At 70.9% G+C, this 21,039-nt stretch carries 20 protein-coding genes; 3 read left to right on the top strand and 17 right to left on the bottom strand.

Annotated elements, in window-relative coordinates; all coding sequences use genetic code 11:
- Positions 1-70: 70 nt before the first annotated feature.
- The 10 genes from MXD61_RS17300 to MXD61_RS17255 all read right to left on the bottom strand — a co-directional run bounded on the left by MXD61_RS17300 (position 71) and on the right by MXD61_RS17255 (position 10,583).
- The gene (locus MXD61_RS17300) at positions 71-1,819 is read right to left on the bottom strand and encodes a long-chain fatty acid--CoA ligase (RefSeq protein ID WP_248814504.1); all 1,749 of its coding nucleotides are present in this window, start codon (positions 1,817-1,819) and stop codon (positions 71-73) included.
- A 144-nt stretch (positions 1,820-1,963) separates the two neighbouring features.
- Positions 1,964-2,905, bottom strand: coding sequence for a LysR family transcriptional regulator (locus tag MXD61_RS17295; RefSeq protein WP_248814502.1), 942 nt, complete (start codon positions 2,903-2,905; stop codon positions 1,964-1,966).
- A 157-nt stretch (positions 2,906-3,062) separates the two neighbouring features.
- The gene (locus MXD61_RS28520; protein WP_248814500.1) at positions 3,063-4,337 is read right to left on the bottom strand and encodes a cytochrome P450; all 1,275 of its coding nucleotides are present in this window, start codon (positions 4,335-4,337) and stop codon (positions 3,063-3,065) included.
- 35 nt (positions 4,338-4,372) lie between these two features.
- A complete protein-coding gene (locus MXD61_RS17285; RefSeq protein ID WP_374629107.1) occupies positions 4,373-5,260 on the bottom strand; it encodes an acyl-ACP desaturase in 888 nt (295 codons plus the stop codon).
- Positions 5,250-6,119 (bottom strand): cyclopropane-fatty-acyl-phospholipid synthase family protein, encoded by an 870-nt coding sequence (locus MXD61_RS17280; RefSeq protein WP_248814498.1) that lies wholly within the window; start codon positions 6,117-6,119, stop codon positions 5,250-5,252. The genes MXD61_RS17285 and MXD61_RS17280 overlap by 11 nt, the downstream gene beginning before the upstream one ends.
- Positions 6,116-6,376 (bottom strand): acyl carrier protein, encoded by a 261-nt coding sequence (locus MXD61_RS17275; RefSeq protein ID WP_248814495.1) that lies wholly within the window; start codon positions 6,374-6,376, stop codon positions 6,116-6,118. Before MXD61_RS17275 ends, MXD61_RS17280 begins: the two co-directional genes overlap by 4 nt.
- The gene (locus MXD61_RS17270) at positions 6,373-6,984 is read right to left on the bottom strand and encodes a PaaI family thioesterase (RefSeq protein ID WP_248814493.1); all 612 of its coding nucleotides are present in this window, start codon (positions 6,982-6,984) and stop codon (positions 6,373-6,375) included. The genes MXD61_RS17275 and MXD61_RS17270 overlap by 4 nt, the downstream gene beginning before the upstream one ends.
- Positions 6,981-7,766 (bottom strand): ferritin-like domain-containing protein, encoded by a 786-nt coding sequence (locus MXD61_RS17265; RefSeq protein WP_248814491.1) that lies wholly within the window; start codon positions 7,764-7,766, stop codon positions 6,981-6,983. Before MXD61_RS17265 ends, MXD61_RS17270 begins: the two co-directional genes overlap by 4 nt.
- 79 nt (positions 7,767-7,845) lie before the next feature.
- A complete protein-coding gene (locus MXD61_RS17260) occupies positions 7,846-9,609 on the bottom strand; it encodes an AMP-binding protein (RefSeq protein ID WP_248814490.1) in 1,764 nt (587 codons plus the stop codon).
- Entirely contained in the window at positions 9,609-10,583 is a 975-nt protein-coding gene (locus MXD61_RS17255; protein ID WP_248814489.1) for a 4'-phosphopantetheinyl transferase superfamily protein, read from the bottom strand. Before MXD61_RS17255 ends, MXD61_RS17260 begins: the two co-directional genes overlap by 1 nt.
- 508 nt (positions 10,584-11,091) lie before the next feature.
- On the opposite strand from MXD61_RS17255, the gene MXD61_RS17250 reads away from it, so the two are divergent.
- The 3 genes from MXD61_RS17250 (at position 11,092) to MXD61_RS17240 (ending at position 14,416) form a co-directional block, all read left to right on the top strand.
- On the top strand, positions 11,092-11,544 hold the full coding sequence (locus MXD61_RS17250; protein ID WP_248814488.1) for a PaaI family thioesterase: 453 nt from the start codon (positions 11,092-11,094) through the stop codon (positions 11,542-11,544).
- A 602-nt stretch (positions 11,545-12,146) separates the two neighbouring features.
- Positions 12,147-13,556: an ATP-binding protein gene (locus MXD61_RS17245; RefSeq protein WP_248814487.1), complete on the top strand. Its 1,410-nt coding sequence runs from the start codon at positions 12,147-12,149 to the stop codon at positions 13,554-13,556.
- Between the two features lie 305 nt (positions 13,557-13,861).
- The gene (locus tag MXD61_RS17240) at positions 13,862-14,416 is read left to right on the top strand and encodes a flavoprotein (protein WP_248814486.1); all 555 of its coding nucleotides are present in this window, start codon (positions 13,862-13,864) and stop codon (positions 14,414-14,416) included.
- A 142-nt stretch (positions 14,417-14,558) separates the two neighbouring features.
- Here the strand turns inward: MXD61_RS17240 and MXD61_RS17235 are convergent, their stop codons facing one another.
- The 7 genes from MXD61_RS17235 to MXD61_RS17205 are packed head-to-tail and all read right to left on the bottom strand — an operon-like array spanning position 14,559 to position 21,012.
- Positions 14,559-15,083, bottom strand: a complete 525-nt coding sequence (locus MXD61_RS17235; protein WP_248814485.1) for a hypothetical protein — start codon at positions 15,081-15,083, stop codon at positions 14,559-14,561.
- Positions 15,080-15,391, bottom strand: coding sequence for a hypothetical protein (locus MXD61_RS17230; protein ID WP_248814483.1), 312 nt, complete (start codon positions 15,389-15,391; stop codon positions 15,080-15,082). The genes MXD61_RS17235 and MXD61_RS17230 overlap by 4 nt, the downstream gene beginning before the upstream one ends.
- On the bottom strand, positions 15,388-15,714 hold the full coding sequence (locus tag MXD61_RS17225; protein ID WP_248814481.1) for a VOC family protein: 327 nt from the start codon (positions 15,712-15,714) through the stop codon (positions 15,388-15,390). The genes MXD61_RS17230 and MXD61_RS17225 overlap by 4 nt, the downstream gene beginning before the upstream one ends.
- 45 nt (positions 15,715-15,759) lie before the next feature.
- Positions 15,760-16,275: a hypothetical protein gene (locus tag MXD61_RS17220; protein WP_248814479.1), complete on the bottom strand. Its 516-nt coding sequence runs from the start codon at positions 16,273-16,275 to the stop codon at positions 15,760-15,762.
- A complete protein-coding gene (locus MXD61_RS17215) occupies positions 16,272-17,939 on the bottom strand; it encodes a type IV secretory system conjugative DNA transfer family protein (protein WP_248814477.1) in 1,668 nt (555 codons plus the stop codon). The genes MXD61_RS17220 and MXD61_RS17215 overlap by 4 nt, the downstream gene beginning before the upstream one ends.
- A complete protein-coding gene (locus MXD61_RS17210) occupies positions 17,939-19,483 on the bottom strand; it encodes a hypothetical protein (RefSeq protein WP_248814475.1) in 1,545 nt (514 codons plus the stop codon). Before MXD61_RS17210 ends, MXD61_RS17215 begins: the two co-directional genes overlap by 1 nt.
- Positions 19,480-21,012 (bottom strand): SCO6880 family protein, encoded by a 1,533-nt coding sequence (locus MXD61_RS17205; RefSeq protein WP_374629120.1) that lies wholly within the window; start codon positions 21,010-21,012, stop codon positions 19,480-19,482. Before MXD61_RS17205 ends, MXD61_RS17210 begins: the two co-directional genes overlap by 4 nt.
- Between the last annotated feature and the right edge of the window lie 27 nt (positions 21,013-21,039).

Here is a 21,039-nt window from a genome sequence, read left to right as displayed (position 1 = left end):
GCGGAGATAAATCCACCGGCCCGGTGGAGGTCTCATCGGCCGATAAGACCGGGCAATCGAGTGGTCGAGGTCACTGGTAAATAGTTTCGATCGCTGCGGTGAAATCCCGCTCGATCGTCGCGCGACGCAGCTTCAACGACGGGGTGAGCTGCCCTGCGGCCACGGTGAAGTCCGGCTCGACCACGCGGAACGCGCGGATCGACTCGGCCCGCGACACCAGGCTGTTGGCGTCGTCGACGGCCACCTGGAGTTCGGCGAGCAGCCGCGGGTGTTCGAGCGGCTCGGGACGTTCGTCGTCCGCGCCGGCGCCCGTGCCGGCAGCCAGGTCGATGCCGGTGGCCTGCGCCCAGGCGGCGAAGGGGGCCGGGTCCAGGGTGATCAGGGCCGCGACGAACGAGCGTCCCTCGCCGATGACAACGCAGTTGCTCACCAGCGGGTGCAGGCGGACGCGGTCCTCCAGCGGGGTGGGCGCGACGTTCTTGCCGCTGGCGGTCACCAGGATCTCCTTGCGGCGCCCGGTGATGACCAGATAGCCGTCGTCGTCGAGGCGTCCGACGTCGCCGGTGTGCAGCCAGCGCGTCTCGACGGGGCCGGTGGCGTCGCGGCCGAGGGCGCGCTGCTGGTCCGACCAGTAGCCGGGTGAGACGTTGGGCCCGGCGACCAGCACCTCGCCGTCCTCGGCGATGGCGACGGTGACGCCGGGGATGGGTCGACCGACGGTGCGGCGGCGGTTCGTCGCCGGCGCGTTCACCGTCACCGCGGTGGCGGCCTCGGTCAGCCCGTAGCAGTTGAGGATGGTGACGCCGGCGCTGGCGTAGAACGCCGCGGTGGTGTCGTCCAACGACGCGCCGCCGGAGATGACATGGGTGAGCCGCCCGCCCAGGGCCCCCGCGACCTCGTCGTGCGCCAGGTCACGCACCCGCTTGCGGATCTTCTCCAGCGCGTACGGCACCAGGCACAACATCGTCGGACGCAGCCGGGTCAGCGCGCCGACGAGTTCGGGAATGCCGGGCAGCAGCACCGTGCGGGTGCCGGCGTACAGGCAGGCGAACAGCACCGTCTGGCCGAACACGTGCGCCAGCGGCAGGCCGAGCGCGGTGGTGGCCTGGGCGCCGGTGGAGTCGACCCGGAACAGGTCACCGACCTGCTCGACCGTGCCGCCCGAGGACGCCCAGAGATTGCGGTGGGTGAGCATGCAGCCCTTGGGCAGCCCGGTCGTTCCGGACGTGTAGATGATCATGGCGATGTCGTCGGCGCGGACCTTGCCGCCGCGCTGGGCGAACTCGTCCCCGAACCGTTCGGAGCCGGCGGCCACCTCGGATCCCCGTGGGAACGCCGACGGCCCGCCGGTGGCCCAGCCGTCCACCTGCTCCAACGGCCACACCGGATGCCGCAGGCCCGCGCCGGCCGCCTCGGCGACGAGGCTCAGCTGCTCGTCGGACTCGGCGAACGCCCAGGTCGCGCCCGAGTCGGCGAGAACGTGGCGCACCTGCGTCGCGGACGCGGTGGGATACACCGGAACGATCACCGCGCCGAGGCCGAGGGCGGCCAGGCTCAGCAGCGCCCACGGGTAACTGGTCCGACCCATGATCGCGAGCCGGTCACCCGGTTCGACCCCCGCGGCGATCAGGTGCGCGGCGACCGTGCGCGCCTGCTCGGCCAGCTGGCCACCGTTGATCTCCGACTCCGCGGTGTCGGGTACGTCCACCCGGACGAACACCACGCGTTCGGGATGTGCCCGCAGGCTCTGTTCGAGCGCGGACCAGATTCCCTGGTCATCGGGGAGGACGACCCCGCCGTCAGTGCTGGACTGCCGCACTTTCCATCACCTTCCTGCGTAGCACGGAAACCGTGACACCACATTCCAGGGTGAAACGCGGCGAGGATTCCACCAGCAAGTGTGGAATTCCGCCCATGCCCCAGCAAGGCGATTTATTCGATTGATACGAACAGTCGTTTCTTCCTATCGCCGCACTCGAGTTTCGGGGGCTCGGTAGGTTGGAATCTGGAACGGCCGTGAAGCCTCGACGTACTCGAGGAAGAGATCGACCAGCGGCGCTTCGTTCGCGGCCCGCCAGGCGACGTAGAGATCGAGGGTGGGCACCGGGTCGTACAGCTGGACGGGGGTGGGCCGCGGCCCACCGACCACCGAGCCGATGTGCAGCCCACGCGACACCGACGCGAACCCGACCAGGGGTTTCACCGACACGACGATCGCCGTCGCGCTCGGATCATCGACCTCGTGGGCGACCGTGAGGGTGATGCCGCTGGCCTCGGCGGCCGCGTGGATCGCGTCGTACATCGCCGGGCTCTTCTCCCGGGCGAACAGCACACACTGCTGGCGCGCGAGCTCCCCGAACGGGATGCCACCGCGCCCCGCCCACATGTGACCGTTACCGACCACCGCGACCAGCGGTACCCGGAACAACCGCTTGGAGGCGATCTCCGGCGACGACGGACGGCCATACACGATCGCGACGTCGAGGTCCCCGGACACGAGCGCCGCGAGCTGAGGACCGGTGCGCTGCTCGACCAGGTTCACACTGACGTCCGGATAGTCCGCGGCCATCTTCGTCATCGCCACCGGGACGACATGCTGGCCACCGGGAAAGTTGTAGCCGACCCGCACGACACCGGTGCGCCCCGCGGCGACCTCCCGGGCGGTGTGGGTGGCCTTGTTCATCTGGGAGATGATGGACCGGGCCTCGGTCTCGAAAGCCCGGCCGGCCGCGGTGAGCCGCACGTCGTGCGATGTCCGGGCGACGAGTTCGACGCCGAGATTACGTTCGAGCCGCTGTAGCTGTTGACTCAACGACGGTTGGGACAGGTGTAGGCGAGCAGCCGCGCGACCGAAATGCAGCTCCTCCGCGATTGCCAGAAAGGACACCAGATGCCGCAACTCCATGGCCACCTCCACAGGGGCATCGAGCTTCAGCCTAACGGTGCCGACTAACCCCCGGTGAACCACACCTTCCCATCACGGGTCCCCCCAGTGGCGAACGTCTGCTTGGCAGCGTGTCACTCGCCACATCCATACAGCACGCTACTGATTCACTACTTGTTCACAACGAGGACGGTGTCTCGAGGCGTACGCTCAGCTCCTGGATGCCGCGCACGATGAGGTTCGGCCGGTAGGGCGGCGGGTCGGCCAGCCCGGTCATACGCGGCGACCGGCGGGCGAGTTCACGCAGCAGCAGCTCCACCTCGAGGCGCACCATCGGCGCGCCGACGCAGTAGTGGTGCCCCCGACCGAAGCCGAGATGGCGCGGCGCCCGCGTCCCACCGGCCGTCCCACCCGCGTACCGGGTGAAGTCGAGCCGCTCGGGGTCCTCGTAGACGGTGGCGTCCCGGTTCGCCCCGGCCAGCAGGATGATCACACCGTCGCCTTCGGCGAACCGCTCACCGGAGACCTCGGTGTCGCGCACCGCCCGACGGGTGGTCAGATGCGACGGCGTGCTGTACCGCATCAGCTCGTCGACGGCGGGTCCGGCCAGCTCCGGATCGGCCCGCAGCGCCGCGTACTGGTCGGGGTGGCGGATCAGGTTGTCGAAGGTGCTCGAGATCAGGCTGACCGTCGTCTCGTGCCCCGCCACCAGCAGGACGACCAGGGTCGCGAGCATCTCGTCGCTGGTCAGCCGGTCGCCTTCGGCCTCCGCGAGCGCCAGCGCGCTGACCAGGTCGTCCGCGGGTTCGGCCCGGCGTCGCGCGGTCAGCTCGGTGAAGTAGTCGCGGATCGCCCGGGCCGAGCGCTGCCGGTTGTCGACCTCGGCCGGGGTCAGCAGGATGTCCGGGTCCAGGCCGCGGGCCAGCCCATGCGACCAGGACCGCACCCGCGCGTGGTCGGCGGCCGGCACGCCCATCAGCTCGGCGACCATCGTCAACGGCAACGGGTAGGCGATCGCCTCGACCAGGTCCACCTCGCCGGCGACGATCGCCGCGTCCACCAGGTCGGTGACCAGCTCGCGGGCCCGGGCCCGCATCGCCTCGATCCGCCGGGCGCTGAACGCCGTGCTGACCAGCCGCCGGATGCGGGTGTGGTCCGGCGGTTCCATCCACAGAAACGACGTCGGCAGGTCCGAACCATCGCTGTCGGGATGCATCAGGTCGCGTTCCTCGGCGTGGCTCCACGCCGGGTCCTGCAGAATGCTGTCGATCTCCCGGTAGCGGGTGACCAGCCGCATTCCCCCCAGCGGCGCCGGGACGAACGGCCCCGCCTCCCGCAGCACCCGATAGTTGGGGAACGTGTCGTGATGCCAGGCCGGATCGAAGATGTTCACCGCCGCCTGCTCCGGCGTGATCCCGGACGTCACGGGGGCGGGGACCGTGAAGGTGTCCACGGCGGACCTCCTCATAGCAGCGTCATCAGCGGGAGTCAGGCGGGCAGGGCACGGCAGGCGCGGACGAAGCGGTCGAGCTCGTCGACCCGGTCGGAGGGCGCGTCGACCGCGCGGCGGACCACCCGCACCAGGTGCTCGTAGGCCTCGGTGTGGTCGTAGTGGGCGGTGTCTGCGATGCGCAGCGCCCAGCGCCAGTAGCCGCGCAGGGTGTCGGCCAGCGGCATCCGGAACTGGGCGATCGCCTCGCGGATCGGTTCGACGACGGAATCGCCGTAGTGGTGCAGGTAGTTCTCGACCATGTCGGCCATGAAGGTGAAGTGGCGCGCCTCGTCCCGGCTCAGCCGGTTGAGCACCTCGGCGAGCACCGGGTCACCGACGACGGCCTTGAGGTTCTGGTAGTAGATCTGCGTCGCCTTCTCCTGGACCAGGGTGTAGGCGAACAGCGCCGCGGGATGCTCGTGCGGCAGGCTGAACTGCTTGCGCCCTTCCTCGGCCAGCTCCCGGCGCAGCGGTTCGGCCGCCGAGATACCCGATTCGACCTGGTAGCGGAACAGCGCACGGGCGTGGCTGTCCTCCTCCTGCGCCCAGCGCACGGTGAAGTGGTAGATCTCCCGGTTGAGCAGGAACGTCTCGACGTCGGTGTCGGCGTCCAGCGGGAACCGGCTGCTGTACAGGGCGAAGTAGCCGGGCAGATGATCCTCGATGAACGTGATGAACCGGACGGCGGAACGCTGACCGTCGGTGAGCCGGTTCGCGTCGGCGGCGCCCCAGTCGAAGTCCCGTTCGACGTCCCAGCGCCGCGTCACCGGCGTGGCGGCCATGAACGCGGTGACCGACCGGTCCAGGTCGTCCGCCGGCAGCCCGATCGACCGCACCGGCATCGCCCGAGCCGACGTCGGCAGCCCACCCACCTCAGCGACCATTGCGGCAGACCAGCGCGTAGTGCTTGGTGGTGAAGCCCCATCCGGCGTTCGCCACCTCGAGGTAGCGGGTGAGGGCCGCCGCCATCCCGGGGCGCAGCTCGTCGATCGCGGCCGCGGACTCCTCGACGCGCAGCAGCCAGTCCTCGATGGTGCGGCGGTAGTCCTCGGTGAGGTCCTCGACGCCGTCCACGGAGAAGCCGGCGTCCTCGACCGCGCGGACCAGTTCGGACAGCGGACGCATGTCACCCCAGCCGAAGATGGAGTTGCGGACGAACTCGGTGCCGGCCCGGCGGTCGAACTCGTCGCGGGCGGCGGCGTTGCGAAAGCACGTCTCGGAGACGTAGTACCGGCCGCCGCGGCGCAGCATCGCACGCGCTCGGCGCACGGCGAGGTCGACGTCCGGCATGTGCACGATCGAGCCGAGCATGGTGACGGCGTCGAACGAACGCTCGGGCAGGGTGGCGTCCTCGAACCGGCCGACGGTGGTGGTGACCCGGTCGATCACGCCGAGCTGGGCGGCCCGGGTGGCGATGTACTCGTGCTGACGCCCGGCGGGGCTGATCCCCGTCACCCGCGCGTCGTACTCGCGGGCCATGAACAGGATGAGCGAACCCCAGCCGCAACCGACGTCGAGCAGCCGCGACCCGGGGGTGAGCCGCAGCAGGTCGGCGACGAAGTGCAGCTTCGCGACCTGCGCCTGGGCGAGCGTGATCGGCTCGGTGCGGTAGAGCCCGGAGGAGTACTTGCGCAGCGGGTCGAGGAAAAGCCCGAAGATCTCCGGGTCGAGGTCGTAGTGCTGGTTGGTCTGCCCCGGCTGTGTCCGTTCGGCGGCGGGGCTGGCCTCGGCGATGGTGCTCATGCGGCCTGCACCCGCAGTGCGGCGGTGACGACCTTGGCCAGGTCCGCGATCGAGGCGACGCCGAAGACCTCGTCGTCCTCGAGTTCGACGTCCCAGGTCTGCTCGACCTTGGCGACCACACGCAGCAGCCGCACCGAGTCGGCGCCCTCGATGGCGCGCAGGTCGGTGTCGGGGGTGAGGATGTCCACGGCCACGCCGAGTTCGGTGGCCACGATCTCGGTGATCTGACGGACGACGCCGTCGACGTCAATGCTCACTGCGGCTCCTTCGTGGTCGACTGGTGCTGCGGGGCAGGCTGGTGCTGTGGGACGGGCTGGTGCTGGGCTTCGGCGGTGGTCAGGGCCTGGCCGAGGCGGGTGGCTTCCGGGGCGCTCAGGGTGATGCGGTCCTGGGCGACGCCGAACGAGACGTTGCGATAGCTCGCGGTGGCGGTCACGACGGTGGCGCCGTGCGCGTCGAGGATCTCCGCGGACGTGCTGGTCAGCGGTCCGTCGGCACCCTGGCCCAACCGGGCCACACAGAGGTATTCGGCGCCGACGTTGACCGGGGCGAGATAGCGCAGCCGCATGCTGACGGTGAACGCGATCTGCCCGGTGCGCACGACGATGAGGTTGCCCATCGTCTCGTCGACGACGACGCCCAGCAGCCCGCCGTGCACCACCCCCGGGTAGGACTCGTAGCTGCGGCCGAGCCGGAACGTGGTCGAGAGCCCCTCGGGATGCTCGGTGAACTGCAGCGCGATCCCATGCGGGTTGTGGGGTGAGCAGCCGAAACACCGGTAGTCCTCGAGCACCGACCACGGCATCCGCGGGCCCGTCCCGCCGTCCGCCTCGTCCGCGGTGGGTGCGGGTTCGGTGGTGGTCATGCCAGGGCCTCGGCGAGTCGACGGCGAACGCGGGAGTTGGTGCTGACGTCCAGGCCGGTCAGGGCCGAGAAGGCGCGGCGGATGTTGTCCTGGAGCCGGTCGAGTTCGCCCTCGGTGGCGATGCCGGCGAGGAACATGTCGAAGGCGGTGTCGATGGTCTCGTGGTTCTCGACCTCGGCGAGCCCGCTCTTGAACACCCCGACGGGATGCTTGATGCGCTGCTCGGAGGTGTACACGTACAGCGTCTCGAGCACCGAGGGCAGCTCGTCGGGATGCCGCTGGAGGCGCTGGCGGGCGTAGTGCACGAACTCGCGGGCGTGCCCGGCCTCGTCCCGGCTGGCCCGCAGCATCAGCCCGCGCAGCACCGGCTCCTGCACCCATGCGGCGACCGAACGGTAGACGTGGTTGACGGTCAGCTCGGAGATGATGTTCGTGGCGAGGGTGGCGCACGGGGTGGTACCTGGCCCGTACGGGGCACGCATCGCCTCGACCGGGCCACTGGGCATGCTCACCCCGACGGCGTCCAGCCAGGTCCGGAAGGCGAAGTGGTGCTGGAGCTCCTCGTAACCCCAGACGGCGACGAACGCCGAGAAGTCGTAGTCGTCGAACTCGTTGAGGAAGCCGTGCTGGGCGGCGATCGAGTTCGCCTCGCCCATCACCGAGCTCTTGACCATCGTGACGTACTCGGGCCGCACCTGGTCGGGGTCGATCTCGTCGAAGGGGAGATCCTCGATCGTCCAACGTTTGCGTTCGTAATGGCGAAAGACGTCATAGCCGTGCATCGGATGGATCAACCTCCGTCGGGGGCCGGACGGGTCACCGGGTTCGTCAGGGGCACCGGGTTCATCAGGGGCACCGGACTCATCGGGGTTGGGCTCGGGCCAGGTCACGGGCCTCGACACGGCGGAACTTGCCGCTGGACGTGCGGGGCAGCACATCCGGGGCGACCAGACGCACGGACACCTCGGCGAGCCCGAGCGCCGCACCGATCGCCGCACGTAGCCGTGTGGCCAGCGCGATCCGGTCGGCGGCCGACTCGAGCGTGGTCTCGGCGATCACGGTGAGTGCCTCGGCGCCGGTGTCGTCGGTGTCGGTCACCGCGACGCAGCGGCGGCGATGGATGCCCGGTGCGTCCCGGACGAGCGCCTCCGCGTCCTCGGGGTAGTAGTTCACCCCCCGAATAATGATCATTTCCTTGCGTCGGCCGCTGATGTACAGCTCCTCGCCGACCAGGAAGCCAAGGTCTCCGGTGGCCAGCCAGCCGCCGGTGGCCGATGTCGGCCGCGACACCAGCGCCGCCGCCGGATCCGGTGCCGCCGACAGTCCCGGCGCGAGCCCCGGCGCCAGAGCGCCACCGCCACCCAGGCCGCCACCGCCACCAACGCCAACGGCATCGGCATCAGCGGTGAGGTAGCCGGCGGTGACGGCGTCCCCGGCGATCTCGATCTCGCCGACGGTGCCGTCGGGTAGCGCGTGACCGTGCTCGTCCACGATGCGCACCCGCATCCCCCGCACGGGCCGGCCAAGGCCGACCAGGCCACGGGAGCCGGGTGCGCCCGCCGCGGCCGGCAGCGCCAGGCCGTCCCGGGCCAGGCGTTCGCGGTCGACCCAGGTCGTCGTCGGCCGACGGCCCAGCCGCGGGAACGTGACGGCGAGGGTCGCCTCGGCCATGCCGTAGACGGGGAACATCGTCTCGGGTGCGAACCCGGCCGGGCCGAACCGCGCCGCGAACCGTTCGACGGTGATCGGGTTCACCGGTTCGGCGCCGTTGAACGCGATCCGCCAGCGCCGCAGATCGAGGTCGGTCAGCTCGTCGGGCCCGACGGCGGCGAGCAGCGCGTCGTACCCGAAGTTCGGCGACGGCGCGACGGTGCAGCCCAACTCGGCGAACGCGCGCAGCCAGCCGGCCGGATTCTTGATGAACGTGGACGGCGACCACACCGTCATCGGCGTACCGATCAGCACCGCGGCGAGCGTCCCGAACAGCCCCATGTCGTGGTAGAGCGGCAGCCAGGTCGCCCCGTGGTCGCCGGGCTGGCCGAGCTCGATCCCGTCGACGATCGCCGCCGTCCCATGCACGACGTTACGGTGTGTGAGCACCACGCCTTTCGGTACCGCGGTGCTGCCCGACGTGAACTGCACGATCGCCACGTCCGCCGGTGTCACCGTCGGCAACCCCGCGCGGGCGGAGCCGGCCTTCGTCAGCATGGTGACGCCGAGGAAGTCGAGGTCCGGCAGAACCGGGCCGAGCCGGCGGACGATGCCGTCCACGCCGGCGCCGACCAGCACCCGGCGGATCGAGGCCGCGGACGTGATGGCGTGCAGGCGGCTCGCGTAGCCGGCCAGATCGGCCGCCGAGGTCGGCATCGGCAGCGGGCAGGCGACGGCCCCCGCGCGGGACGCACCTATGACGGCGACGAGGAAGTCGGCGTTGTTGCGGCTGTACACCCCGACCCGCTCGCCGAAGCCCACACCATCGGCGATCAGGCCGCGGGCCAGGTCGACGCTGGCTGCAGCGAGGTCGGCGAGTCGTACCCGCTCCGCCGAACTGGGGAAGGTCACAGCGGCGTCCGGATGTGCCGCCGCCGCCTCGTCAAGGGCGCCGGGCAACGTCAGGCCACGCATCAGGGATGCTCCCGTCCAGGGCTGGTCGTCGTTCCAGGGCTGGTAAGCGACGTGCGGGTCCGCTGTGGGCCGGTGCCCGTCCGAGGCGGCGCCGCGACCGCGCCCACGGCATCGGCCAGCTCGGTCAGCTCCCCGGACGGCGCGAGACGGGCGCGGACCAGGCGAAGCGAACCGCCACCACCGTCCGCGCCGAGGTCGAGGTCAGGGACCCACCGGTGCACCTCGACGACCGGAGCGGCCACCGATCCGATGCCGGAGCTGGAGCTGGAGCCGACGGCGAAGGCGAGGTGACGCCGGCCGGTGGCGACCACCCGGCACAGCGGCGGTCGACGCGTCCCCGGGTGATGCGAGCGAACCCAGCCGGCGAGCGGGTCGCCGTCGAAGGTGATCGTGCGCAGCCCCGCCCGCAGGCCGAGGCCGGTGTACTTCGCGACGGCCTCCTTCGCCGTCCACACCCCGCGCACCGCCGCGCCCGCCGGCAGCGACCGCCGTTCGGCGGTTCCGCAGAACCGACCGGCCACCTCGGCGATCAACGACACCGGCGTGTCCTCGACGTCCACCGCGCAGCCCGCCGGATGAAAGCCGACGACCAGCACTCCCCCGTCATGCGCGATCCCCGCCCGCGCCCCCTCGGCCCGCTCGCCGGGCGCCACCGGACGTCCACCCGCCGTGACCCTGAGTACCCCGGGCGCGGCAGCATGATGGTCGGCGAGGACCGTCGCCAGCAGCAGGCGCCCGACCCGACGCACCAACGTCCGGTTTCGACCGCCCGCCCGCCCCACCGCATCCACCGCGTCCACCGCGTCCGGATCGCGCCGGAGTGCCGCCAGATCCGCGAGCGAAAGCAGATGGCACTCCAACCCGGGCCGCGGGCCGCCACCGTGCCCCCGACGCTCCGCCCCGGCCCGCGACACCAGCGCTGGCATCGGCGCCGGCATGACCCACGGAGGATGTTCGGCTCGGGCGTCCGGCACGACACACCCCTCTCGCGTCTGGTCGATCGTCAGCTGCTCGGATGACCCGGCAACGCACAGATGCTGCCTGGGTAAACCATTCATGGCGGGGCGGTGTGGAGCAGGGGCGGAGCGCGTTCCATCGAAGGACATCGACGTTCCCAGTGCCGCCACCAAGACTGACAATCGGCCACCAGCAGGTCAACGCACGCACTATCTCTTCTATCGATCCATCGTCGTCCGCAATGAGCCGTACAGGCCGATCGCTCGGCACATTTTCGCGTATTGTTCTGGACGCCATTCCCCGGCGTTCATCTATTCTTACGCGCCCCATCACCGGACGGACGGTCCACCTTCTCCCGGCGTTCATCCGCCGTTTCCCCGCCGCCGGCTGGCGCGTGAACTCCCGCCGGCAACGTGGCTATCGTCTCGACAGATCGGCCTTCTTGGCGGATCTGTCGAGCGCATGTCGTCGAGATGGCGCGGACCCCGCCCCGCGGCGCCGCCGCCACCCACTGGAGGTTGAGGCGTGGACCACAACGGCACCGCAGGGATCGACCAGCGCATCGCGGACCTGCGGACCCTGCTCGAGCAGGGCCTCGCCGAGAACGTCGGCGTCGGACATTCCCTCGGTATCCACCTCGCGACCCTCGAGGTCGGACGCAGCGTGTGGACCTTCCGCCCGTCCCCCGCCGCGGCGAACGCCATGCTCACGGTGCACGGTGGTGTCATCGCCACCCTGATGGACACCGCTATGGGAAGTGCGGTGTACACCAGGATTCCAGCCGACAGCTATTACACGACCCTCGAGCTCAAAGTGAACTTCGTTCGTCCACTGAGCCTGACGGCGGATCAGGTCACCTGTGAGGCCAGAACCATCCACGTCGGGCGCCGCACCGCCACCGCCGAATCCTCCGTCACCAACGCGGACGGCAAACTCATCGCCCACGGCACCTGCACCTGTCTCCTCACCACCGCCTGATTCCCACCCCACCCGATCCCCACCCCGCCCGCACCTCTCGGCGCGACCAGCATCCCGGTACACAGGAGAACACCGAGAGCCATCCGACAGGTGCGCCGCGAGCCCTCCGATCAGATACCGAAGACCATCGGACCACAGGCCGAGGATTGTTCGGCGACATGCCGAGGGTTGTTCGGATTCTCGAGGCCGAAATCCCGGAACAGACCTCGGCATCTCGTGATCCTGACCGCAATCCGGCCACGGTCGAGCGCACCGACCGGAGAGCGGGCCACAGAAAGTAGGTCATCACGGACTGTCCACCATCTGCCCGGACGGGCGGGACGCGGGCAAGGCGTCGAAGGTGGCGGGGACGAGAGTCACACGAGCCGCCGGCAACTCGCCCGCCTGCGGGTACCCGACCAACAGAGCCGCAGGTCACAGCCTTGCCGACACGTCGGCGACCCTGGCGAGGGGACCACCGGTGAGCGCTCACAGCGCCAATGGCCATGGGTGGCGGTCCTAAGGTCCCGCGAGATCGCCCCAACGGTCCCGGCTAAATAGTCACTCTGGGCGACGAGAGTCGGTAGGGACGATCCGTCGGTGAGCGACCCTGAGGAGCCAGCGTGCCCATATGGCACATTCGTCCCTACGAGACCGTCGACTACGCTGCCACCGTCCGTCTGTTCGAGGAGGTACGCAGCACACCCGGCGGTCCGCCGATCAACCTGACCGACACGGTACTGGCCCTGCGTCACGAGGGGCCGGACGCGGAGAGCCCGGCGGTCGTGGCCGTCGCCGGTGAGCACATCGTGGGCGCTGCCGTCGGACGCAAGGAGGGCGGTCAGGGTCGCGTCCTCACCGTCGCGATCGCACCGGCCTGGCGGCATCACGGGATCGGCTCGGGGCTGTTGCAGTCGGTGGAGAACCAGCTGCTGCACGCGGGCTGCCGGCGCATCACCACCCTGATCACCCCGGGTCAGACCGATGAGGAGGCGTTCCTGCACCGCGGGTTCACCGCCACCGGTCAGGTGCTCTACGACAAGGAGATCCCGCTGCGCCCGGCGGACGTGTCGACCGTCGAGCGGTGGGGTGGGGCGCTGCTGAGCACATCCGAGTGGTCGAACCTGGCCGGGATGACCGAGGAGCGGGCGCTCATCGAGCAGCGGCTGCTGCTGCCGGTGCGTGAACGTGAACTCGCCGAGGCCTACGGCGTGGTCATTCCCACGGCGATGCTGCTGTTCGGGCCGCCCGGGACGGGCAAGACCTCGTTCGCCCGGGCAGTGGCCGCCCGGTTGGAGTGGCCGTTCGTCGAACTGCTGCCGTCGCGGCTGGCGTCCGGCGCGGCCGGGCTGGCCTCGGAGCTGCGTTCGGCCATCCACGACCTGATGGGTGTCGAGCGGGTCGTGGTGTTCATCGACGAGGTCGATGAGATCGCGCAGTCGCGGGAGACCCGGCCGGAGAACCAGTCGGTCGTCAACGAACTGCTCAAGGCCATCCCGGCGTTCCGTGGGGTGGCTGGACGGCTGCTGATCTGCGCGACGAACGCGGTGTCCGCGCTGGACCCGGCGTTCGTCCGGCCCGGCCGGTTCGACCTGGTGCTGCCGGTCGGCCCGCCGGACGCGACCGGACGGCGGGTGCTGCTCGCCGGCCTGTTGGAGCGGGTCGCCAACAAGGAGGAGATCGACCTGGACGCGGTGGTCGCCGCGACCGACCTGTTCACCCCGGCGGACCTGTCCGCGGTCGTGCAGCGTTCCGCCGCGGCGGCCTTCCACCGGGCGGCCGACAGTACCCGGGCCGCTCTCACCGGTGGGTCGGGATTGGCGTCGCTGACCCTGGCCGGCACGGGCGGGGCGGACGAGGCCGGCAAGCCCGACTCGGACGCGGCCGGACCGCACGGTGGCACCCCGGCCACCCCGACCACGCCGCTGCGCACCGAGGACCTCCTCGAGGCCGCCCGCGCCGCCCGTCCGACGATCAGCCTCACCGAACTCGACCGTTTCCGCCGCGACGCCCAGGCCTTCACCCGTATCTGAGGCCACCCTTACCCGCGGCGGCCGCATCGGACTCGTAGCCCGGCTGACCGGGCCATCGTGACCGGTCCGGACGGGACCTTTGCTCAGAACATCGGCGGCGTTTGCGGATTCGGCCGAAATCTCGCGGATCCGGGCGGACGATGTACCCCGGCCCAGATCGCACGACCGGTCCCACAGTTCACGACCGGTGCTTCACGGTTCACGTCCACCGGGCGGCGGCCCACCACGGCCGCCCTCCCAGGCTCACGTCCGCAAGGCCGTCCTCGGGCTCCGAGGGGCGCACGGCCTCGAGATAGGTGCATGCCATGACTGTTGACACGCGCGCGCTCTACATCGTTGTCTGCGGCGGCGGTTACCCCGCCGACGACGTGCCCGACTTCGTCTCGCAGGCGAAGGCCGCCGGGTGGGACACCCGGATCGTCGCCACGCCGGCCTCGTTGAAGTTCCTCGACACCGGCGCGCTCGCCGAGCTCACCGGCTACGCCGTACGCAGCGAGTACGTCCTGGTCGAGGACGACGAGGAGGAACGCCCGATCCCCGACGCCGTCGTCGTCGCCCCGGCCACCTTCAACACCGTGAACAAGTTCGCCGGCGGCATCTCCGACACCCTGGCGCTGAGCCTGCTCAACGAGACCATCGGCTCCGGCATCCCGATCATCATCGCCCTGCCGCCGAACCCCACCCACGCCAAGCACCCGGCGTTTTTGGCCAACATCGCCACCCTGCGTTCCTGGGGCGTCCAGGTCATCTTCGACTACGAGGACGTCATCCTCGAGGACGTCCCGGACATCGATGCCTGGAAGGCCATGTTCCCCTGGAAGAAGACCTTCGAGGCCCTCGAAGCCTCCAAGGGCGCCTGACCACCGAGCCCAAGTACAGGCGCGGGGCTCCCTCCTTCCCCCGGGACGGGAGTCCCTCGCCGGCCGGGCGACGGTTGTGACAAAGGAAGCAGTCGTCGCCCGGCACAGAGCCAGGCTGTTCTCCAGACGAGACCCTGCGGTCTCAATCCAGGAGGCCAGGTCCTTCCACGTTCATGTCCCGGTCTGACTCCGGTCCCGGAGAGGGATGTTCGCGCACAGGACCGGACCTCTGCTGCGGCGCCGGCTCGGGGGACGTCTGCGCCAGTCGGTGCCGCAGGTCCCTGATCCGATCAGAAACACCCCGATCGATTACTGCGGCCGGCTCTGCGGCGGGCCGCCGGTAAACGGTTTCTCCCGACCTTCGGCTCAGGATCGTCGTTTCGCCGGTGGGTCCGATCTCAATCCTGTTGCCCTTGGTGATTGCCACAAGGCCACCATCGGGTTGGCGAGTGATGTAGTCGTCGCGGGGTGGGTACATCCGGCCGTCGAACTTGAGCCCCGGATCGGGGTTACGGGGCACGCCACTATGTTCGTCCTCAACCGCCTCCAGGGTGGCGTTGAGCTGTTCCAGTGCTTCCTGCGCGCTGGTCGGCGGCGGCAGTTCGTCCAGGCGCTGGTAGAAGATTTGCAGGCGCTCAGGTAAGGGCAGTGGCTGCGATGCGCTCATGCTCCGCCCCCTCTCGGTTCCTGACTGATGCCGAAGGCGTCACGGACGAGAGTGAAGGCCGCTTCGACCGAAGGTGCTACCTGCTCATATCCGGTAAATGCCTGCTCCGGGGGCGGGTCGATCGACACCCCCCATTCCGCAGCGGCAGGCCTGCCGGCGATAGACGCATGGCGATCGCCGGCACGGATGTCTATGGTGACCGCCCCGGACGGGAACGACTCGATCGTCGTCACGATGTCCGCGCCGAGGAAGGCACGGGCCAAGGACGCATAATCAACCACGGTGGACTCCTCGTCAGTCGTGTTCATGGGATGACGTGCAGATCAACGGTACGACCCTCGGGATCATGAAGGACGTGTGAGCCGGGGGTAAGAAGGGGAGCCCGCAGGCCGGAGTGGGAGATGGTCAGACCCACCCTCACCCGCTTGGTCGCCGCACCGGAACCCGCTGGATAGAGCTCAAGGACGGCATCGGCGGCCAGAGTCGCAGCGTAGTGCTCAGGGCCACCGCCATGGCGTTCACGCTCGAACACCAGGCCAAGATTCCGGTAGAAATCATGGCATGACGGCAGGTCGGAGCAGTAAAGAACAAGCAGGTCGATCCGAACCTGCGGGAGAGTCTCGTTGCTCATCGCCATTCCGTTTCCCGAAGACGTCACCGGCGGGCGCCGGGATACTCAGATTCCGACCGTTGCGACCATTATGGCGTCGGCGCTGCGCCGGGCGACGAACGCGGCGAAATCGCTGTCGTCATGGCCCGGTCCCAGGCCGTATTCCTTGTGGGTACCGGCTCCGCAGCGGGGAGATCGTCGGGCGAAGTGGGTCCGTGCGCGGGCCAGCCAGTCAAGCCAGCGGATCGGATCGTCGAATCGCGCGTCGGCCTGGTAGGAGCCCTCCCAGGCCAGCCATAGAGCGGTCAGTTCTTCGACGAGGTCACCATGGCGGTACCAACAGGGTGGAATGTCGTCGATGCGAAAGCGTCCGCGCAACCACGATACCCAGTCCCCGAGCTCCTGCCAGGTCTCCCGGGTCTGTTCGGGGTCGAGGTCCTCCCAGCGAAACGGCGTCCCGGGCCGACCCCTCCTACGGGTGAGCTGCCGGGCGCCCTGTTCTTCCAGCTGTAGGACGCGGTCGACGAGCTGGGAGACGACGTCGAGCAGCTCGTCCATCTGGCTGCGGGCGGGAGCGGTCATGGGCTGGTCACTCCGTGGGGGTAGTAGGCGTCGTGGTCGGCGCGTAGCTGGGCGCCGTCGCGACGTCGGTCGACCTGCTGGAGGCGGATCCAGGTCGGGGGTGCTGACCGGGGGAGCAGCAGGGCGTTGCCGAGGGGGGCGTTGCGGATCTCGTCGGGTTCCAGGACGCGGCGGCGTCGGGGGCTGATGCTGACCTGGTCGGGGCCGGCGGCCCCGCCGAACAGGCCGCCGCGAGTGGAGACCGAGGCGATGGGTTCGTCGTACTCGCCAGCGATCTTCGACAGGTCCTCAAGGTCGCCCACATCGGAGACGCCAGGCAGGATGATCTTGTAGGTGGCGGCGTCCCACATCGCCTTGGCAGCGTGCTCGCCCCAGGACCGGCGGGCCTGGTTCAGTGACTGCAGGACGGCCATGAGGAACACTCCCGAGCCGCCGCCGTAGCTGAACAGATCAGGCAGGCGGGGCAGGGCGGCGATGTTGGCCGCCTCGTCGAGCATGAGGCCCAGCGGTGGGGTGAGCCGTCCGCCGGGTGAGGTGGCGGCGCGTTGCAGGCCGGCTTCGATGATCTCGTCGACGAGCAGGGCGGTCAGCGGGCCGATCGTCTCCTGGGAGGCGGGGGTGCCCTGGATGTGGACGGTGCCGCCGGCGAGCAGCCCGGCGGGGTCGAAGCCGGTGCCGGCCGGTGGGCAGGCGGCGTCGAGGACGACCGGGTCCCACAGGGAGGCGAGCGCGAGCCGGACGCCGAAGAAGATGTTCGCCTGCATCCGCGGGTCCTCGGTCGAGTAGCGGGCGAGGGACTCCGCCCACGCCTGGGTGGCCAGGCCCGCGCGGCGGATGGCGGTGACGGGGGTGGGGTCGGCAGGGTCGGAGGACCAGGCGAGCACGTCCCGCATGGACGCCCCGGACAGGGCGGCGGCGTGCAGGTAGGCGGCGAGGACGATGGCGGAGACCTGCCGCCAGTCCGAGCCGTTCTCGGTGCCGGCGCCGATCTGGGCAGAGGAGGCGAGGACCTGGCCGCGGCGCAGCGCCGTGGACGGGTCGTCGGCGCCGGCGGTGGGGTCCCAGCGCAGCGGCTCGCCGACCGGCGGGGTCGGCTGCCAGGGGTTCCACACCCATACCGGCCCGCGGGTGCGGGCGCGGGCGGCCGCGGTCCAGGCCGCGAGGTCGGGGCGGATGGAGGTGGCCACGACCGGGCCCGGCCAGTCCACCACCGCGCCGGCGAGTAGGCCGCGGGTCTTGCCGGAGCGGGCCGGGCCGACGATGAGACAGCCGTCCTCGACCGTGGCGTACACCCCGCTGCCGCCGGTGTTGCCGATGTTGCCGATGCGGATCGCCGCGTCGGTCGCGGTCGCGGCCGTGCCGAGGTCGGGGCGCAGGTGGGCGGCGCGGGCGGTGACCGCCCGGGCGGAGGCGTCGCGGCGCACCCGCGCCGATCCTCCCGTGCGCAGCCTGCGCAGGCCGAGGGCGAGCAGGGTGAACACGGCTGCGGTGGCGGCCAGGGCGGCGGCGAACAGCGCGTAGCCGGCCGTCCCGCCGACCCGGGTGCAGGCCCGCCACAGCAGGAACACGCTGCTGGCGGCGATGATGCCCAGCGGGGCCAGCAGCCCCTCACGCAGGCTGCCGCCGCTTCCTCTTCCTCCGGCGGAAGAGCTCGGGCCGGCCATCAGGTGGCCATGCGTTCGTCGGTGTGGAACAGCTGGGCCTCGGTGTCGGTGAGGACGAGCTGGACGGGGTAGCCGCCCAGCCCCGCGATCTTCCACAGGCCGCGGCCACGGTCACCGCCGCCCCAGGCCGCGACCAAGGTGCGTTCGGAGTCGGTGAGGCCGACGGCGTCGGCGAGGTCGGCCAGGGGCCGGGTGTCCTGGGCGAGCAGGATGCGCACGTCGCAGGAGGAGACGAGTTCGCGGGCGATCGCGACTGCCTCGGAGCCGGCGGCGCCGACCGCCTCGAAGTCGGCCAACCGGTGGGTGGCCAGCACCTGGATGGTGCCTTCGGCGCGGCTCAGGCGCAGGTCCGAGTCGATCTTGCGGACGAAGTCGATGCCGGCGCGCAGCTGGCGCCACACCTCGTCACGGATGACCATCCGCAGCCGTCCGGGTTCGTCGATGGCGGCCTGCCCCCAGGTGGACAGGCAGGACAGGCCGACGACGACGGCGTCCTCGCCGCGCTGGGACAGCCGGGAGATGTCGACGGACTGCATGGGGGTGTCGAAGTCGAGGGCGACGGTGGTGGGGGCGTCGAAGATGCCGGCGAGGTTGCGGACCATCGAGCCGAGCGCGTCGGTGACCCGGCGGAACAGGCTGACGAACTCGGCCTGCGACGTGCAGCGGACGGCGGTGACGAGATCGGCGGGGGCGTCGAGGAGCACCCGGTGGATGTCGGGGATGGTTGGGTCGGCCAGGCGGGTGGCGGCGTGGTCCTCGCCGGTGGCGATGCGCAGCGCCTCGGCGAGGACGGTCTCGTCCTCGGGGCCGACGGGGGTGCGGGCGCCGACGAGGGTGACCAGCAGCCGCAGGCGGCGTCGGGCGATCTCGGCGAGTCGTTCGGTGAGCAGGCCCGGATCGCGAGGTAGGCGGGTGCCCAGCGGGCCGGCGTCGAGGGGGTTGAGGCGGCCGGGCAGGCCGGGGCCGAGGGTGCTGACGGTGCCGCCGACGGCCTCCACCAGCGGCCCGTACTCGCCCTTGAGATCGCCGAGGACGAGGGTGGAGACGCCGAACTGGGACAGTCGCAGCGACAGCGCCTTCAGCGTCGCGGACTTGCCTGCGCCGGGGCTGCCGGAGACGAGCAGGTTGGGGTTGCGCACGAGCCCCTGACGCAGCCATTCCACCGGATGGCAGGAGAACGCCGAGCCGGTGATGACGTCGTAGCCGATGTAGGCGCCGACCGGTGGCACCCCGGCGCGGGTCAGCATCGGGTAGAGGCCCTGCACGGCGGCGGTCGACCCACGCCACACCGCCGCCTGGGCGGTGTTCGCCGCCCGCCCGCCGAACGGCCCGCGTCGGCCGCGGCGCGCCATCCAAGCCCGCGGCGCCTCCGCGGCCTCGACCTCGTCGGCCGGCGCCGGTGCGCGGCGCGGCGCGGGCAGCAGTTCGTCGAGGGAGCGGGCCGGCAGCGAGGTCAGATCGTCGACCCGGACGCGGCGACCCGTTCGGCCGTCCCGGCCACCGGAGGACACGGCGGCGGGCCGGCCGCCTGTGCGGCGGCTCATCCCAACAGGCCCGTGCCGGGCAGGCCCAGGCCAAGGGGGAGGGTGGTGGCGAAGGCGGCGTCCTGGGCCATCCACAGCCGGCGTAGCACCAGCCGGCAGCCCTGGCCGGCGGCGTCTGCCTCCAGCTCCGCGCAGGCCTCCTCGAGCCGTTCGGGATCGGTGACGGTGACGGTGAGATAACCGGCGAACTTCACCAGGCCGTGGCCGAGGGCGTTCTCCGACTCCTGGCGCTGGGCGTCGGCGAGGGCCTGCCGTTCGCTGGTGCGCACCACGCCGCCGGTGCGCTGGCGCATGCTCACCGAGAACGACGAGCGGGTGATGTCCCCCATCACGGCACGTTCGGCCTGTGACGGCGGCAGCGGCTCGTAGAGCATCGCGATCGCGCGCCGGGCGGTCGCGGTCGAACGCAGCACCGGCACCAGCCCGCCCGCGGCGACCGGGGAACGCGGCCACTCGTACACCTGGTAGGTCACCGAGTAACCGCCGTCATGGTGGTAGGAGCCGAGTTTCGCCTCCGCCGCCGCGGGCCCGGCCAGTTCCGGGTCGACGCCGGCCGGGGCGCCGGCCCAGCCCGGTTCGGCGTCGGCGGCGGCCCGGTGCGCGGCGCGTGGGCCGGCGGCGTGCGGGTCGAACGCGGTGCGGATCACCTCGGCCAGGTCTCGGACGCCCAGCCAGCGGCGGACCTCGATGCCGGCCGAGCGCATCCGGTCGCCGGCCGCGCCGACCTCACGAATCAGCACCGCGGCGGCACCGGTGTCCCCGCCGCCGGCCGCCTTGATCGACGCCCGGGCCCGCTGCTGCGACAGCGAGATCGTCAGATACGCCTCGTGGCGGGACTGCCACACCTGCTGGCCGCCGAGCAGCGCCGCCGCGGTGTGGGTTGCAAGATCCGGGGCGTCCGCGGTGGTGTGCGCGGCCGTCCACTGGACCAGTTCGGCGCCGTCCTCGGGCAGATACCGCTGGTACAGCCCGACCCGAGACACCGGTTTGCCGTCCTCGCACCAGCCGGCGAGCAGCCCGCCCCACGCACCGACCCGACGCGCCGCCGCGGCCGCGTCCGCCAGTGCCAGACCGGGAAACTGGATGTGCAGCACCACCGTGTACGTCTGCTCGTACGGATGGTGCACGACCGCGACCGGGCTGCCCGCGCCGTATTCCTCCGTCAAGAACCGCAGGGGCGCGAGCACCCCCGGCAGGTCCCCCCGCGGAAGACCCGCCGGATCACGCGGGTCCGCCGCCGGCTGCCACGCCGCACCCGCGTACCAGGTCTCCCGACGTACCTTCGCCCGCCGAAACCGCACCATCCGCAGCACCCACTCTCCGACGGCGAGCCCCTGCACCCGCAGCCACGCGGCGACCAGCATCAGCCCGGCGACCGGCAACACCACCGGCAGCGCCACGAACCCCCCGTAGGCGAACGTGTAGGCCGTCATCACCACGGCGGCGACGACCAGCAACGCCCGCGGCAGGCTCAACCCGAGAGCCCACGACCCTGCCCGGTCCCGCTTCCACCCGTGATATGTCTCCACCCCGCTCACCGGCGCTCACCGCTGTCC

The organism is Frankia sp. AgPm24 (assembly GCF_023243055.1).
In the GTDB taxonomy this organism is placed as follows: Bacteria; Actinomycetota; Actinomycetes; order Frankiales; family Frankiaceae; genus Frankia; species Frankia umida.
Note: the sequence above shows the minus strand (reverse complement) of the source record. Positions and strands in the feature narration are given on the sequence as shown.